The organism is Brachybacterium sp. (assembly GCF_052095815.1).
In the GTDB taxonomy this organism is placed as follows: Bacteria; Actinomycetota; Actinomycetes; order Actinomycetales; family Dermabacteraceae; genus Brachybacterium.
Genome location: NZ_JBQDLF010000020.1, coordinates 3,165 through 20,809 on the forward strand (window position 1 = coordinate 3,165; position 17,645 = coordinate 20,809).

7 protein-coding genes are annotated in these 17,645 nt (G+C 68.0%); all 7 read left to right on the forward strand.

All coding sequences use genetic code 11. The features are described from left to right. Positions 1 to 215: 215 nt before the first annotated feature. The 7 genes from rplL to rpsG all read left to right on the forward strand — a co-directional run bounded on the left by rplL (position 216) and on the right by rpsG (position 17,596). On the forward strand, positions 216 to 602 hold the full coding sequence (rplL, locus tag ACTH43_RS09510) for a 50S ribosomal protein L7/L12 (protein WP_441444669.1): 387 nt from the start codon (positions 216 to 218) through the stop codon (positions 600 to 602). 324 nt (positions 603 to 926) lie between these two features. Beyond that, positions 927 to 6,269 carry a S8 family serine peptidase gene (locus tag ACTH43_RS09515; RefSeq protein ID WP_441444670.1) on the forward strand — a complete coding sequence of 1,781 codons (5,343 nt, stop codon included), beginning with the start codon at positions 927 to 929 and terminating at the stop codon, positions 6,267 to 6,269. A 617-nt stretch (positions 6,270 to 6,886) separates the two neighbouring features. Beyond that, a complete protein-coding gene (rpoB, locus tag ACTH43_RS09520; protein ID WP_441444671.1) occupies positions 6,887 to 10,375 on the forward strand; it encodes a DNA-directed RNA polymerase subunit beta in 3,489 nt (1,162 codons plus the stop codon). A 114-nt stretch (positions 10,376 to 10,489) separates the two neighbouring features. Continuing rightward, entirely contained in the window at positions 10,490 to 14,374 is a 3,885-nt protein-coding gene (locus tag ACTH43_RS09525; protein ID WP_441444672.1) for a DNA-directed RNA polymerase subunit beta', read from the forward strand. A gap of 562 nt (positions 14,375 to 14,936) precedes the next feature. Then, positions 14,937 to 16,169: a resuscitation-promoting factor gene (locus ACTH43_RS09530; RefSeq protein WP_441444673.1), complete on the forward strand. Its 1,233-nt coding sequence runs from the start codon at positions 14,937 to 14,939 to the stop codon at positions 16,167 to 16,169. A gap of 582 nt (positions 16,170 to 16,751) precedes the next feature. Then, the gene (gene rpsL / locus ACTH43_RS09535; protein ID WP_345076990.1) at positions 16,752 to 17,126 is read left to right on the forward strand and encodes a 30S ribosomal protein S12; all 375 of its coding nucleotides are present in this window, start codon (positions 16,752 to 16,754) and stop codon (positions 17,124 to 17,126) included. Beyond that, positions 17,126 to 17,596 carry a 30S ribosomal protein S7 gene (gene rpsG, locus ACTH43_RS09540; RefSeq protein WP_299298842.1) on the forward strand — a complete coding sequence of 157 codons (471 nt, stop codon included), beginning with the start codon at positions 17,126 to 17,128 and terminating at the stop codon, positions 17,594 to 17,596. The genes rpsL and rpsG overlap by 1 nt, the downstream gene beginning before the upstream one ends. Positions 17,597 to 17,645 lie beyond the last annotated feature (49 nt).

Here is a 17,645-nt window from a genome sequence, read left to right on the forward strand (position 1 = left end):
TTGCGGCGCCGCTGTCGAAGGCAGCACGCACCGTGGACGCGCTGCGGGCCAAGCAGGAGGCCTGAGGGGCCTGAGCCTCTCAGCTCTCCGCACCCACAGCCTCAGCGCTGTCCCCCGTGCCTCCTTCACAGGAAGCGCGGTCCGCAAGACCTGGCGCGAAAGCGCCGCCTCACACCGCAGGGACGCAGGTCCCGACCATAGGAAGGAACGCCACCATGGCAAAGCTCAGCAACGACGAGCTCATCGAAGCTTTCAAGGAAATGTCCCTCATCGAGCTCTCTGAGTTCGTGAAGCAGTTCGAGGACGTCTTCGACGTCACCGCTGCTGCCCCCGTGGCCGTCGCCGCTGCCGGTGGCGCTGCCGGTGGCGAGGCCGCTGCCGAGGAGGAGCAGACCGAGTTCGACGTCATCCTCGAGTCGGCCGGTTCCGCGAAGATCGCCGTCATCAAGGAGGTGCGCGCCCTCACCTCCCTCGGTCTGAAGGAGGCCAAGGCGCTCGTCGACGAGGCCCCCAAGGCTGTCCTCGAGGGTGTCAAGAAGGAAGACGCCGAGGCTGCCAAGGCCAAGCTCGAAGAGGCCGGCGCGTCCGCTTCCGTCAAGTGATCCGTGGCGTGCGCTCCGGCGCGCGCCTGATCTGACGGCAGTCGTACTGCTTCCGAAGGGCCGTCCCGCGATGCGGGGCGGCCCTTCTGCATGCCCGGAGACGCCCCGGGGCCGCGATGCCTGCCCGCTCCGGGGGGCGCATCGGCGCACCGTCACCGTTTCGTGACTTCCGGATGCTGACGACCAGGTGAAAGTTCGCTGGATGCTCCATAGGCTGACCCCGCCTATGTCGTGAATCACCCGGGGGTTCCTGTGCCATTTCGGCCGCTTCGTCGTCTCGCCGCTCTGTCCGGCGCACTGCTGATCGGGACCCTCGGTCTCGGTATGAGTGCCGCGGTCGCGGCCCCTGAGGTGCCGACGCCACCGGCCGCACCCAGCCCGGTGGAGGGTGTCCCCAGCCTCCCGGACGACGTCACCTCGGATCCGGTGGACGTCGTGGTGCTGCTGAAGGGCGAGGACTCGACCCTCTCGATGTCCCAGGAGAGCTCGCGGCTGCAGGCTCAGCAGTCCCTGATCGACACCTGGTCCCAGCGGCACGGGCTCGTCATCGACCGACAGTTCGGTTACCTGGTCAACGGGTTCAGCGCCTCCGTGCCGGGGGACCGGCTCGCCGCTCTCTCGCTCGAGCCGGAGGTGCTCTCGGTCCGACGGGAGCGGGTCTACGAGCGCACCGAGCACACCGCCCGCGATCTGCAGGGAGTGCCCGCGGCCTTCGATGCCCACGGCGTGGACGGCACCGGCATGGTCATCTCGATCATCGACTCCGGCCTGGACCCGAGCCACCCCGCCCTGCGACTCGACGACTGCGGCGCGGCCGCGATCTCGGAGATCAATCCGGCCGCCGAGGCCGGGTTCACCTGCAAGATCCCCGACGGCTACAACTACGCCGACGAGAGCTACGTGATCAAGGACGGCGTGGTCGACGCGCACGGCCAGCACGTCGGCGGCATCGCCGCGGCCAACGGCTCCGAGGGCGACCACCCCGGTGACTTCGTCGAGACCGGCGAGCTGGACGGCGCCGCGCCCAACGCGCAGCTGCTCGCGATGAAGGTGTTCTCGAACTCCGGCGGCGGTGCCACGGACTCGGACATCGTCGCCGCGATCGAGGACTCGGTGAAGCAGGGCGCCGACGTGATCAACATGTCGCTCGGCTCCTCCAACGGGCAGAAGAACGCCTCCGACGCGAGCTCGCTCGCGATCGAGTCCGCCCGTGACGCGGGGGTCGTCACGGTGATCGCCGCCGGCAACGACGGCCAGAACTTCTCGCCCAGCGGGGTCGCCGATGATCTCTACGGGCTCCATGACGACGGCACCGTCGGCGCGCCGGGCACCCTGGGTTCCGCGCTGACCGTCGCCTCTATCGACAACTCGGTCCTCACGCAGCTGATGGCGTACGTGAACGACGAGACCGAAGGCGTGCCCTACTCGCCCGCCACCGGGACCCTCGATGATCAGCCGCACCGCCTGGTCGACCTGGGCCTCGGCACCGCAGCGGACATCGACGGGGTGGATCTGGACGGCGCCTACGCGCTCATCTCCCGCGGCGAGATCTCTTTCACCGAGAAGTACGAGAACGCCATCACGGCCAACGCCGGCGGCGTCGTCGTCTACAACACCGAGGATGCAGCCTTCGGGATGGCGGGGGTGGAGAGCTTCACCCTGCCCGGTATCACCGTCAGCCAGTCCGTCGGCCTCGAGCTGCAGGCCGCCATCGAGGCGGGGGAGACCACGCTGCGCATCACCGACGAGGTCGATGTGCGTGCGAGCGCGACCGCGCTGACCCCGTCGAGCTTCACCTCGTGGGGCTCGACCCCGACGCTCGACTTCGAGCCCGAGATCGCCGGCATCGGCGGCAATGTGTACTCGACGTACAACGACGGCACTTACGGCATGAACTCCGGCACCTCGATGGCTTCCCCGAACGTCGCCGGGATGACCGCGCTGGTGCTGCAGCATCTGGAGCAGACCCGTCCCGACGTCACCGGTGCCGAGCGGGTGGATCTGGCGAAGATCATGCTGATGAACACGGCGATGATCCCCGTCCAGGGCGACACCGCCGTGCCGTCGGCCTCGCCGCGCCAGGTCGGCGCCGGCCTCGCCCAGGTCGACAAGGCGCTGGACTCCCATGTCATCGCCACCGTCGACGGCGAGGGCGCGGCCGCGCTGCGCGAGATCTCCGGCACCGCCTCTTTCACCGTGACGCTCACCAACAGCGGCGACACCGCCGCGGAGTTCACCCTCCCGAGCACCACCCTGCTGGCTGAGACCAACGACGCCGGCGGCGCCACCACGGTGCGCAGCTCGAGCGGCTCCGTGGCCACGCCGAACACGGTGACCGTGCCCGCCGGTGGCACCGCGTCCGTCGAGGTCGCCGTCACCCCTGAGGCGGGTGCTGATCACTTCACCGGCGGCTGGGTGCAGTTCACCTCGAATGACGCCGACCAGCCGAACCTCTCCATCCCCTTCCTCGGCTTCGCCGGTGACTGGAATGCCGAGCCGATCGTGCTCCCCGTGGGCGAACCGCTCGAGGGCGTCGGCGTGCAGAGCGAGCTGATCACGATGTGGGGCGGCTCCACCCTGCCGCTCAGCAGCGACATCGGAGAGTTCTGGCTCTCGCCCAACGGTGACGGCGACATGGACACCATCGCGCCGAATCTGGTGACGATGCGCAATGCCTCCGACATCCGCTACAGCGTTCTGGACGCCTCGGGTGCGCAGGTGAAGGTCCTGGGGCAGGAGCAGGGGGTCTACCGGAACCTGCTCGGCGACTGGGGACTCGTCGCCGATCCGCGCGAGCTCCAGTGGACCGGGGCTGCCTTCGATGGCACCCTCTACGACCCGCAGGCGGTGGGCTACGCCGCGCTGCCGGATGGGCAGTACACCTACCGGGTCGAGGCCCGGCTCGGTGAGGAGCAGGACTGGCAGAGCACCGACTTCTCCTTCGGGATCGACGCCACCGCGCCCGAGGTCGACTTCGGTCCTTACGAGGCTGGGCTGCTCTCCTTCTCGGTCCTCGAGGACGGCTCCGGCATCCTCGCCCCGCCCACCGCGACCGGCGCCGCCGGCGAGGACATCCCGGTGACCGAGGCGCCTGACGGCACGTTCTCGATCGAGGTCGACCCGGAGTCGGTCCCGTTCGTCACCGTCTCGGTGCTCGATGCAGGCTTCAACCTGGGCGTCGGCACGAAGGTCTTCGAACCCTCGACGATGCTGATCGCCAACGCCTCCCAGCTCGAGCAGGGCGTCCTCGGCCCGCAGTCGCTGCTGGTGCAGGACGGATCGCTGCTGCTGAGCGGCTATGTCTCCTCCGACATCGTCGCCGTGCGTGTCGGTGACCAGACGGTGGAGACCCCCGAGGGGCGCTCCCGCCACGTGCTCCCGCTGGCCGAGGGCACGCAGGAGTTCCTCGTCGAGGGGCTCGGCGAGGATGGCACGGTGCTGCAGGAACGGACGCTCCCGGTCACCTTCGACTCGACCGCACCGGAGCTCACCATCACCGCGATGGAGACCGACGCGGAGGGACACGCCGTGGTCGGCGAGGACGGGACCCTCACGGTCGCCGGCACGGTCGCCGACGAGCGCGAGGGCGCCCAGCTCAGCGTCACCTCCGGTGAGATCACGGCGCAGATCGCCGAGGACGGCAGCTTCGAGATCACGGTCACTCCGGGCGAGATCGCAGCGGCCTTCACGCTCTCCGCCTCGGACGGCGTGAATACGAGCTCGGAGTCCTTCGCGATCTCCGGGCGGGCCCCTGCCGAGACTTGGGCGATGCCCGAGATCACCAACGCCGACTGCGTGCTCGAGCAGGCCGCATGCTTCGTGCCCGGCGACACCCCGGATACGAGTGCCGACGGCAGTGTCTTCACCCTCCGCGGCGAGTACCTGTCCGGGGGCACGATCACCTTGACCCCGGGCAGCCGCGTGGACGAGGACGGGAAGTACACCGACCCGGAGCCGATCACGGCCCAGATCGCGGAGGACGGCGCCTTCGCCGCCGAGCTCCCGGTCACGACCGGTGAGAACCACTACCGCATGGTGATCGAGGACGCGGACGGCACCATCCGTTACGACCGCGGGGTCCGCCTGTACTTCGATGTCACGGCACCCACCCTGCAGATCGACGAACCCACCCTGGTGGGCGGGACCCTGTACACGAACACAGAGCAGGTGACCGTGGCCGGCACCGCGTCCGATGACGGCTGGGGCTACGGGCTCCGGCTGAACGACTCCACGGTCATCGAACGGTTCGACATCGGCAGCCCGGGGGAGCAGTCCAACCAGCGCGACTTCTCCACCGAGATCACCGTGGCCGATGGCGACACGCTGCTGGTCGAGTTCGTGGACTCCAACGGCAATGTGCTGTTGGGTCTGATCCCGGTCATCCTCGACCAGGACGTCACAAGGGTCGACATCGCGAACCTGGCCGACGGCGAAGTCATCGACGACGCCCGCGAGATCGAGGTCTCCGTCGCGGACGAGAACCTGGCTGGGATGCAGGTGCTGTTGGACGGTGAGGTGGTCCACGACGCGGCCACCGACCTCGCGACCGAGGAGCACGCCCTCGAAGACGCGCTGGTCGACCTGCGGGAGCTGCAGGGCGAAGACGCCGACGGCGCAGACGCTGAGGGTGCAGACACCGACGGCACAGATGGCGTCGACGAGGTCACGACCTTCGGCACCAGCACCCGTGCCGCGCAGACCGAGCTGAGCACCCAGGTGCCCACGGCCGACCTCGCAGAGGGGAACCACACCCTCACGGTGCTCGCCACCGACCTCGCCGGCAGCACGTCCACCTCAGAGCGGATCTTCCAGGTCGTCGCCGCCGAGCCCGAGCTGGGGATCAGCGGTCCCGAGACGGTGGAGCTGAGCATCCACCGCGAGCAGCTGGGCGACCAGGCCGCGCTGGCCCAGGCGGCGCTCGCGAGCTACCAGGTGACACTCGACGGTGACGCCGAGGCCGCCGCCGCGGCCGGATACAGCCTGCGGCTCGCGCCGGGGACCGTCCTGGCCGACGGAGAGCAAGCGGTGCGGGCCCTTGTGGTCGATGCGGCCGGTGACCCGGTCATGGGCGCTGGCGGCGAGGCGGTCGAGCTGGGGATCACCGTGACGGTGGCCCTGCAGCAGGTGACCCTCACCGCGGGTGAGGTGAGCGCCACGGCGACCTTCCGCAGCGATGACTCGCTGACGGCCACCATCGGTGATGCCGAGGGCGGCGAAGGCCGGGTGGTGACGCTCGCCAACGTCTACGGCTCCCTGGAGTCGGTCATCACCGTGCCTGGTGCAGAGGGCGAGCGGGTCCTGCAGCTGCTGGAGGACGGAACCCGCCTGCCGGTGACCTCCACCTGGGCGGACGGGATGCTGACCTTCTCCGGGCCCTCCCAGGCCTCGTACCTGATCCTGCCGGCCGAGGTACCCGGCGGCGGGACCGGCGGTGACGGGGGCGGTGATGACGGCAGCTCCGGCGGAGATGGCAACGGTGGCGATGCCGGCGCCGGAGGCGGATCTGGCAGCGGCGGGGGACAGGGCACCGGCACGGCTGACGGCGCCGGTAAGGGCTCGGGCGGTCCACTCGCCCGCACCGGCACCGAGATCCTCGTCCCGCTCGGGGCGGCGGCGGCGCTGCTGCTGGCCGGTGGGGGGCTGATCGCGCTTCGCCGCCGAAGCTGAACACCACGGGCCCTGAGTCCCGGTCCTGAGCTCCGGCGCTGAAACACGGCTCCGAGCCGGAACGGACTCCGAGCCGGAACGGTGAGGCAGATCATGTGGGGCCGCATCCTCTGAGAGAGGACGCGGCCCCACGTGCTGTCCCTAAGGTGCTCGCGCGCCGCGCGCGGCCGGCCCTGCGGGGCTGCAAAGGCGCCGGACGCGCACCCTCCGCCCGGAGGCAGGAAGATGCCCAAAAGGTACCCAAAGGTGCCCTGACGTGCCCCGACACTCCGGGCGGGACCCTGCCTGCTTGACTCTGGCGCGATTTCCCTTCATGCTTTTTCCCGTACGGAGCTGTTCCTGCTGCACGTGCCCGGTGTGTTCACACCGCCGGGCCGGTCGAGACAGACGGGCAGGAAGCACCGACAGAACCTCTGCGCCAGGCATATAGCGGCCGACGTGGATGGACCAGTCGCGTCGCGGCACTTGTGTCCATCCGCGAATTTCTGTATGCTCGGTCCTTGCGCTACGCGTCGCCCGTCGGTTCTGCCGCTCTGTTCACCACATTGTCTGCTCCACCGCCTGACGGGTGTTCGCCGCGCCTGGGATTCCGTCATCGGCCTGTGGAAGGACCCCCCTTGGCTGCCTCGAGCACCGATCGCACCACTGACATCGCACTTCGTACCGCCTCACCTCGCGTCACCTTCGCGAAGCTCGGCGACCCGATCGAGGTCCCGGATCTGCTGAGTCTGCAGACCACCTCGTTCGACTGGTTGCTCGGCAACGACCGCTGGCAGGAGCGTGCCCAGGAAGCCGCTTCCGCAGGTCGGGAGGACGTCCCGCAGACCTCAGGTCTTGCGGACATCCTCGAGGAGATCTCCCCGATCGAGGACTTCGCCGGCAATATGTCGCTGTCCTTCCGGGACCACACCTTCGACGACCCGAAGTACACGGTCGACGAATGCAAGGACAAGGATCTCACCTACGCGGCTCCGCTGTACGTCATCGCGGAGTTCATGAACAACGAGACCGGCGAGATCAAGACCCAGACGGTCTTCATGGGCGAGTTCCCGCTCATGACTCCCAAGGGCACCTTCATCATCAACGGCACCGAGCGTGTCGTCGTCTCGCAGCTGGTCCGCTCCCCGGGCGTGTACTTCGAGGAGTCGATCGACAAGACCAGCGACAAGCACATCTTCTCCGCGAAGATGATCCCGTCGCGCGGCGCCTGGCTCGAGTTCGAGATCGACAAGCGCGACCAGGTCGGCGTCCGCATCGACCGCAAGCGCAAGCAGTCCGTCACCACCCTGCTCCAGGCCCTGGGCCTGTCCCACTCGGACATCCTCGAGGAGTTCGGCGAGTTCGAGTCGATGCGCTCGACCCTGGAGAAGGACCGCATCGCGTCCCAGGACGAGGCGCTCATCGACATCTACCGCAAGCAGCGCCCGGGCGAGCCGCCCACGCGCGATGCGGGCGAGGCGATGCTGAACAACCTCTACTTCAACAACAAGCGCTACGACCTCGCGAAGGTCGGCCGCTACAAGATCGACAAGAAGCTCGGTCTCGACGGCAGCCTCTCCGAGTCGACCCTGCGCCTGCAGGACATCGTCTCGACCATCAAGTACATCGTCGCCCTGCATGACGGTGTCAGCGAGTACACCAGCACCGACGACAAGCCGGTCCGCGTCGAGACCGACGACATCGACCACTTCGGCAACCGTCGCATCCGCGCGGTGGGCGAGCTGATCCAGAACCAGGTCCGCACCGGCCTGTCCCGCATGGAGCGCGTCGTCCGCGAGCGCATGACCACGCAGGACGTCGAGGCGATCACGCCGTTGACCCTGATCAACATCCGACCGGTCACGGCGGCGATCAAGGAGTTCTTCGGAACCTCCCAGCTCTCGCAGTTCATGGACCAGAACAACCCCCTGTCGGGCCTGACGCACAAGCGCCGGCTCTCGGCGCTGGGCCCGGGCGGCCTCTCCCGCGACCGCGCCGGCATGGAGGTCCGTGACGTCCACCCGTCGCACTACGGCCGCATGTGCCCGATCGAGACCCCTGAGGGTCCGAACATCGGTCTGATCGGCTCGCTGGCGACCTTCGCCCGCATCAACCCCTTCGGCTTCATCGAGACCCCGTACCGCAAGGTCGTGGGCGGCCACGTCACCGACGAGGTCGTCTACCTCACCGCGGACGACGAGGATCGCCACATCATCGCGCAGGCCAACGCCAAGATCGATGAGAAGGGCCGCTTCCTGGAGGAAGAGGTCCTGGTGCGCCTCCCCGGCGGCGAGCCCGACCTGGTCGCCGTCGCGGACGTCGGCTACATGGACGTCTCCGCTCGGCAGATGGTGTCTGTCGCCACGGCGATGATTCCCTTCCTCGAGCACGATGACGCCAACCGTGCGCTCATGGGCTCCAACATGCAGCGCCAGGCCGTGCCGCTGCTCCGTTCCGAGATGCCGCTGGTCGGCACCGGCATGGAGCGTCGCGCCGCCGTCGACGCCGGCGATGTGATCACCGCGCTGAAGGCCGGTGTCATCGAGGAGCTCTCCGCAGATCTGGTCGTGGTGATGGCCGACGACGGCACCCGCCAGACCTACCCGATCGGGAAGTTCCAGCGCTCCAACGCCGGCAACTCCTACAACCAGCGGGTGCTCTTCGACGAGGGCGACCGCGTCGAAGCGGGCTCGATCCTGGCCGACGGCCCCTCGACCGATCAGGGCGAGCTCGCGATCGGCAAGAACCTCCTGGTCGCCTTCATGTCCTGGGAGGGCCACAACTACGAGGACGGCATCATCCTGTCCTCGCGGATGGTCCAGGATGACGTCCTCACCTCGATCCACATCGAGGAGCACGAGGTCGACGCCCGCGACACCAAGCTGGGCAAGGAAGAGATCACCCGGGACATCCCGAACGTCGGCGACGACGTGCTGGCCGATCTCGACGAGCGCGGCATCATCCGCATCGGCGCCGAGGTCGAGCCGGGAGACATCCTGGTCGGCAAGGTCACGCCCAAGGGCGAGACCGAGCTGACCCCGGAGGAGCGCCTGCTGCGCGCCATCTTCGGCGAGAAGGCCCGCGAGGTGCGCGACACCTCCCTGCGCGTCCCTCACGGCGAGTCCGGCACCATCATCGGTGTGCAGGTCTTCAACGACGACGAGGACGGGGACATCCTCCCCACCGGCGTCAACGAGATGGTCCGCGTGTACGTGGCCCAGAAGCGCAAGATCACCGATGGTGACAAGCTCGCCGGCCGTCACGGCAACAAGGGCGTCATCGCGAAGATCCTGCCGGTCGAGGACATGCCGTTCCTGGAGGACGGTACCCCGGTCGACATCATCCTGAACCCGATGGGCGTGCCCGGCCGAATGAACATCGGCCAGGTCATGGAGACCCACCTCGGCTGGGTCGCCAAGTCCGGCTGGGATCTGGATCCGACGGATGCCACCGCCGCTGATCTGCCCGAGGCAGCTCTGCACGGCGAGCCCGGCACCCCGGTCGCCGTCCCCGTCTTCGACGGCCTCACCGCTGACGAGGTCACCGGCCTGATCGCCAACCACCGCCCCAACCGGGACGGCGAGCGGATGGTCAAGGAGGACGGCAAGGCACGGCTGTTCGACGGCCGCTCCGGCGAGCCGTTCCCGGAGCCGGTCTCCGTGGGCTACATGTACCTGCTGAAGCTCCACCACCTGGTGGACGACAAGCTGCACGCGCGCTCCACGGGCCCGTACTCGATGATCACGCAGCAGCCGCTGGGCGGTAAGGCGCAGTTCGGCGGCCAGCGCTTCGGCGAGATGGAGGTCTGGGCCCTCGAGGCCTATGGCGCCGCCTACGCCCTGCAGGAGCTGCTGACCATCAAGTCCGATGACATCGCCGGCCGCGTCAAGGTCTACGAGGCGATCGTCAAGGGCGAGAACATCCCCGAGCCCGGCATCCCGGAGTCCTTCCGCGTGCTCCTCAAGGAGATGCAGTCCCTGTGCCTGAACGTCGAGGTCCTGTCCTCCGACGGCACGGCCCAGGAAGTTCAGGAAGGCGATGAGGAGGTCTTCCGCGCCGCGGAGGAGCTCGGCATCGACCTGTCCCGCCGGCCTCACGAGGGCGTCGGCTCCATCGAAGAGGTCTGAGGGATATAGGGCTCGGGCGGCCGGGTCGCCGCGTGACGCGGCACCCGCCCCCTGAGCCCCGCCCTCGACCCCGTTCCCTCAGACACCACTCTTCCGATCGAGAGAAGGACACCTGTGATCGACGTCAATACCTTCGACGAGCTGCGCATCGGTCTTGCGACGCCCGATGACATCCGCGGCTGGTCCCACGGCGAGGTCAAGAAGCCGGAGACCATCAACTACCGCACCCTGAAGCCCGAGATGGACGGCCTCTTCTGCGAGCGCATCTTCGGCCCCACCCGGGACTGGGAGTGCTACTGCGGCAAGTACAAGCGCGTCCGCTTCAAGGGCATCATCTGCGAGCGCTGCGGCGTGGAGGTCACCAAGTCCTCCGTGCGCCGTGAGCGCATGGGCCACGTGGAGCTCGCCGCCCCCGTCACCCACATCTGGTACTTCAAGGGCGTGCCGAGCCGCCTGGGCTACCTGCTGGACCTTGCGCCGAAGGATCTCGAGAAGATCATCTACTTCGCCGCGTACATGATCACGGCAGTGGATGATCAGGCACGTCACGACGACATGCCGGACCTCCAGGCCCGCTTCGATCTCGAGGTCAAGGAGCTCGAGAACGAGCGCGACGCCGCGATCAACAACCGCGCGCTGTCCGCGGAGAAGGACCTCGCCCAGCTCGAGGAGGAGGGTGCGAAGGCCGACGCGAAGCGCAAGGTCCGCGACTCCGGCGAGCGTGAGCAGGCCCAGATCCGCAAGAAGTACGACGCCGAGATCGACCGCATCACTCGCATCTGGGAGCGCTTCAAGACTCTCAAGGTCGCTGACCTCGAGGGTGACGAGCAGCTCTACCGTGCGATGAAGCTGCGCTACGGCACGTACTTCGAGGGCGGCATGGGCGCCGAGGCGATCCAGCGTCGTCTGGCCGACTTCGACCTCGAGGCCGAGTCGGTGCTGCTGCGCGAGATCATCGCCACCGGCAAGGGGCAGAAGAAGGCCCGTGCGCTCAAGCGCCTCAAGGTCGTCTCCGCCTTCCTCACCACCACGAATTCGCCGGTGGGCATGGTGCTGGACGCCGTCCCGGTGATCCCGCCGGACCTGCGTCCGATGGTGCAGCTGGACGGTGGCCGCTTCGCGACCTCCGACCTCAACGACCTGTACCGCCGCGTGATCAACCGCAACAACCGCCTCAAGCGGCTGCTGGATCTCGGTGCTCCCGAGATCATCGTGAACAACGAGAAGCGGATGCTGCAGGAGTCGGTCGACTCGCTGTTCGACAACGGTCGTCGTGGCCGTCCGGTCACCGGACCGGGCAACCGCCCGCTGAAGTCGCTCTCGGACATGCTCAAGGGCAAGCAGGGTCGTTTCCGTCAGAACCTGCTCGGCAAGCGCGTGGACTACTCCGCCCGCTCCGTGATCGTCAACGGCCCGCAGCTGCGCCTGCACCAGTGCGGCCTGCCCAAGGGCATGGCGCTCGAGCTCTTCAAGCCCTTCGTCATGAAGCGCCTGGTCGAGCTCAGCCACGCCCAGAACGTCAAGGCCGCCAAGCGGATGGTCGAGCGGGCACGCCCCGAGGTGTGGGACGTCCTCGAAGAGGTCATCACCGAGCACCCGGTGCTGCTGAACCGTGCGCCCACCCTGCACCGTCTGGGCATCCAGGCGTTCGAGCCGCAGCTCGTCGAGGGCAAGGCCATCCACCTGCACCCGCTCGTGTGCGCCGCGTTCAACGCGGACTTCGACGGCGACCAGATGGCTGTTCACCTGCCGCTGTCGGCAGAGGCGCAGGCTGAGGCCCGCATCCTGATGCTGTCCAGCAACAACATCCTCAAGCCGTCCGACGGCCGCCCCGTGACCATGCCCGCACAGGACATGATCATCGGTCTGTACCACCTCACCACGGTGCGCGAGGGCGTCCCCGGCATCGGTCGGCGCTTCGCCTCCGAGGCCGAGGCGATCATGGCCTACGACCGCGGCGAGCTGGATCTCAACGCGCTGGTGGACATCCGCTTCACGGACATCGTCCCGCCGAGCGACTGGGAGGCCCCCGAGGGCTGGACCGAGGGTGACCCGATCATCCTCACCACCACCCTGGGCGCCGTCCACTTCAACGAGACGCTGCCCGAGGACTTCCCCTTCGTGCAGGGTCAGGTCGGCAAGAAGCGTCTGGGCGGCATCGTCAACGCCCTGGCGGAGCGCTACGACAAGGGCCAGGTCGCCGCATCGCTGGATGCGCTGAAGTCCTATGGCTTCTCCTGGTCGACTCGTTCGGGTGCGTCCTTCGCCCTGTCCGACGTCGTGACCCCGCCGAACAAGGCGGAGATCATCGCGAAGTACGAGGAGAAGAACGCCCAGATCCAGGAGAACCGCGACCTGGGCCTGATCTCCGAGCACGAGCGCAACATGGAGCTCATCGACATCTGGACCGAGGCGACCAACGAGGTCGACCAGGCGATGCGGGCGAACTTCGACTCGAACAACACCATCTTCCGGATGGTGGACTCGGGCGCTCGAGGCAACTGGATGCAGGTCCGCCAGATCGCCGGTATGCGTGGTCTGGTGAACAACCCGAAGGGCGAGATCATCCCGCGCCCGATCCTCTCCAACTACAAGGAGGGGCTCTCGGTCCTGGAGTACTTCATCGCCTCGCACGGCTCCCGCAAGGGCCTGGCGGATACCGCGCTGAAGACCGCGCAGTCGGGCTACCTGACCCGTCGTCTGGTCGATGTCTCGCAGGACGTCATCATCCGTGAGGACAACTGCGGCACGACCAAGGGCCTGGTGCTTCCGATCGCGGTCGAGGAGGCCGGCGTGCTCCGTCCCCACGAGCACGCGGAATCCACCGTCTACGGGCGCGTCCTGGCCACTGCGGCCATCGGCGCCGACGGTACCGAGGCGGCTCCGGCCGGCACCGAGCTGGGCGATGTGCGCATCGAGCAGCTCGTCGAGGCCGGTGTCCGCGAGGTCAAGATCCGCTCCGTGCTGACCTGTGACTCCGCGGTGGGCACCTGTGTCCAGTGCTACGGCAAGTCGCTCGCGACCGGCCAGCTGGTCGACATCGGCGAGGCCGTCGGCATCGTCGCGGCCCAGTCGATCGGCGAGCCCGGCACCCAGCTGACCATGCGTACCTTCCACTCCGGTGGTGTGGCCAGCGCCGAGGGCGACATCACGCACGGTCTGCCGCGTGTGCAGGAGCTCTTCGAGGCCCGTACCCCGGCCGGCTTCGCGCCGATCTCCGAGTTCTCGGGTCGGGTCGAGGTCGAGGAGAACGACAAGCAGCGCCGGATCACGGTCACCCCGGACGACGGCTCCGAGCCGGTGTCCTACACCGTCTCCAAGCGCGTGTCCCTGCTGATCGCCGACGGTGACCACATCGAGGTCGGCCAGAAGCTCACGCTGGGTTCGGTGGACCCGAAGCAGGTCCTGCGGATCCTCGGCCCGCGTGCCGTGCAGCAGCACCTGGTCGACGAGGTGCAGAAGGTCTACATCAGCCAGGGTGTGGACATCCATGCCAAGCACATCGAGGTCATCGTGCGCCAGATGCTCCGTCGCGTGACGGTCATCGAGTCCGGTGACACCGGTCTGCTGCCCGGCGACTTCGCCGAGCGGGTCAACTTCGAGCGGGAGAACCGTCGGGTCCTCTCCGAGGGCGGTCAGCCGGCCTCGGGTCGTCCGGAGCTGATGGGCATCACGAAGGCCTCGCTGGCGACCGAGTCGTGGCTCTCGGCGGCCTCCTTCCAGGAGACCACCCGAGTGCTCACCGAGGCTGCCCTGAACCGCAAGAGCGACAAGCTCATGGGGCTCAAGGAGAACGTCATCATCGGTAAGCTCATCCCCGCTGGCACCGGCCTGTCGCGGTTCCGCCACATCGCGGTCGAGCCCACCGACGAGGCCAAGGCACAGATGTACCAGGTGCCGGGCTACGACGAGCTGGACTTCTCCGGCTTCGGCCAGACCGGTGCCGTCAACCTCGACGACATCGACTACGCAGATCCGTTCCGCACTGATTTCCGGTGATCCGGTGATCCTGCGCTGAGCGCGGGAGCTCGTCCGCCGTCGAGGCGGCGCACGAGCGACCACACGCCGCGGGGCGGCTCCACTTCGGTGGGGCCGCCCCGCGGCGTCTTTGCGTCCGGGGCCTGCTGCCGATGCCCCTGTATAGGGACTGGCGCTGCTCCCGTCTAGGGAAGGACCCCCGCACGAGGGCACGGGGGACTGGCGCGAGAGGGCACGGGGAGGGATCCGCGGCAGATGGCTGTGGGGGAGTGGCGGCGAACGCGTCCGCTGTGGTCCCGGTCGCGTTCCAGGCGGATCCAGGGCTCTGCGGCGTGACCTGGCAGACCCTGAGGTTCACGAGAGGGTAAAGACCTCTCGGGTGCTTCTTCAAACTCTCGCCTCTCCCCTTACGCAATGGGACGAACCGGGAAACGATGGCACCTGGCAGTTCCCGCGCAGGCTTTCCTGCCGCATCTCCGTCGGAGTGCGTGCGCGTGCCGGAGCTGCATGCCCCACCTGCTGGGGACCGGAGCTCTGAGAACGACACGAACGCCGCATGCCGCGGCAAGGAACAGGTGGAACAGTGAAGAAGACCCCGTGGATCGTCGCAGCCGCAACCGTGTGCGTCGTCGCTGTCGGAGGTGGCGGCACCGCGTTCGCCATGTCGAATGAGGCGCAGCTCAACGTGTACGGCGAGGAATCCTCGGTGCGCACCTTCTCGCAGCCCACCGTGGGGGATCTGCTCTCCGCCCAGGGCATCGAGGTCAAGGACACCGACCTGGTGGTGCCGGCCCTGACGGAGGCCGTCACCGACGGCCTCGAGATCCAGGTCATCCAGCGCACCCCGGTCACCGTCACCATCGACGGGGTGGCGAAGGATCTGCTCACCACCGGCGACACCGTGGCCGATGCGCTCGAGGAGACCGACTACAAGGCCGAGGGCGCCGTGATCACCCCGGAGCCCACCTCCTCGCTCAGCGCCGCGAACGGCGAGGTCGAGATCGTCACCCGTAAGACGGTCACCTTCGTCGGCCAGAAGGGCCAGGACACCTTCGAGGTGTCCGCCCTGACCGTTGGCGAGGCGATGGAGAAGGTGCTCGGAGATATCGAGGACACCGACACCGCCGACGTCCCCCGCGACACCCTGCTCGAGGACGGCGCGACCCACACGGTCCAACGCGTCCGCGAGGGCGAGCGCACCGAGTCTGTCGAGATCCCGTTCGAGACGAAGACCGTCGAGGATGATTCGCTGCTCGAGGGCAAGACCAAGACCACCACCGAGGGCAAGGCGGGCGCCACCGAGAAGGTCTTCGCCGAGAAGACCGTCGACGGTGAGGTCACCGAGTCCGAGCTGGTCTCCGAGACCGTCGTCACCGAGCCGGTGACCGAGGTCGTCGCCAAGGGCACCAAGCCCGCCCCGAAGCCGGAGCCCGTGCAGGAGGAGAAGTCGTCCTCCGAGAAGTCCTCCAGCGAGAAGCGCAGCACCGGCAGCAAGTCCAACCGCAGCTCCGAGCGCAGCTCGTCGGAGTCCTCCGGGAACACCGGTGCCTCGGCGCCGGCTGCTCCGTCGGGCTCCGTGTGGGACCGCATCGCCCAGTGCGAGTCCGGTGGCAACTGGTCCATCAACACCGGCAACGGCTACTACGGCGGCCTGCAGTTCAGTGCAGGAACCTGGAAGGCCTTCGGCGGCGGCAAGTACGCCTCCACCGCGAACCAGGCCACCCGCGGCCAGCAGATCGACATCGCCAAGAAGGTTCAGGCCCAGCAGGGCTGGGGCGCATGGCCCTCCTGCACCTCCAAGCTCGGCATCCGCTGAGCGACGTACTGACGTGCTGATGCACTGATCTTCCACGGGACCCCGGGCTTCTGGCCCGGGGTCCCGTTGTGCGTGGGATCCAGTGGGATCCACGGCGTCAGGGATGTGCAGTACAGCTCGCATAGCGCTGACCTGGGGAGATGCTGGCTCTCGCCGGGCGCTTTGCTGCGGGTTCGGCCGGCGGTCACAGGGCGTCATGTGATCTGTGTCGGAACCTCCCAGAAGCTTTGACCGCATCCCGCGCATCTCAGTAGACTGCGTATGCGTCCGGAGTGCCCTCTGGTCGTGACCCGGGACTGACCCGCGTGCCCTTCGGGGCTGCGGGGGGTGTCCCCCGCGAGGAGCGGATCCTCGCGGTGTGCCCGAATATGGGAAGGGTGGCCATGCCCGGCCTCCTGCCCCGGGGCGCCGATCACGGTCCTCCTGGACGCCCGACTGGTGCCATCACCTGTCGGGCGGGCCGATACGCCGAGCCTCCCGGGCCATGGGGGCGGTGAATATCGGGTCGCCGACCGTGCAAGCGGTCGAAGATGTTGATCCTTCGGTGCCAACAGCTCCGAGGGCTGACAAGGAAGAGAAGCTGTGCCTACTATTCAGCAGTTGGTGCGCAAGGGGCGGGACGGTCGTTCGTCCTCCTCCAAGACGCCCGCGCTCCAGGGTTCGCCCCAGCGCCGCGGTGTCTGCACCCGCGTCTACACCCAGACCCCCAAGAAGCCGAACTCTGCGCTGCGCAAGATCGCGCGTGTGCGGCTGTCGACCGGCATCGAGGTCAGCGCCTACATCCCCGGCGAGGGCCACAACCTCCAGGAGCACTCGATCGTGCTCGTCCGCGGCGGTCGTGTGAAGGACCTCCCCGGCGTGCGCTACAAGATCGTTCGCGGCGCACTGGACACCCAGTCCGTCAAGGGCCGCCAGCAGGCGCGCTCGCTCTACGGCGCCAAGAAGGAGAAGAAGTAATGCCTCGTAAGGGCCCCGCTCCCAAGCGCCCGCTGGCCGTCGACCCCGTCTTCGGGTCGCCGATCGTCACGCAGCTCATCAACAAGATCCTCCTGGACGGCAAGAAGACCGTCGCCGAGGGCATCGTCTACGGCGCCCTCGAGGGTGCCCGTGAGAAGAACGGCCAGGATCCGGTCGTCACCCTGAAGAAGGCTCTGGACAACATCCGGCCTTCCCTCGAGGTCCGCTCCCGCCGAGTCGGCGGCGCGACCTACCAGGTGCCGATCGAGGTCAAGCCCGGCCGCTCCACCACGCTGGCGCTGCGCTGGCTGGTCAGCTACTCCCGCGCCCGCCGCGAGAACACCATGACCGAGCGTCTGATGAACGAGATCCTCGACGCCTCCAACGGCCTCGGTGCAGCTGTCAAGCGCCGCGAGGACACCCACAAGATGGCCGAGTCCAACCGCGCCTTCGCTCACTACCGCTGGTGAGTTCACGGTGGGGTTCGCCCGTCTGGGCGGACCCCACCGACTGTCCTTC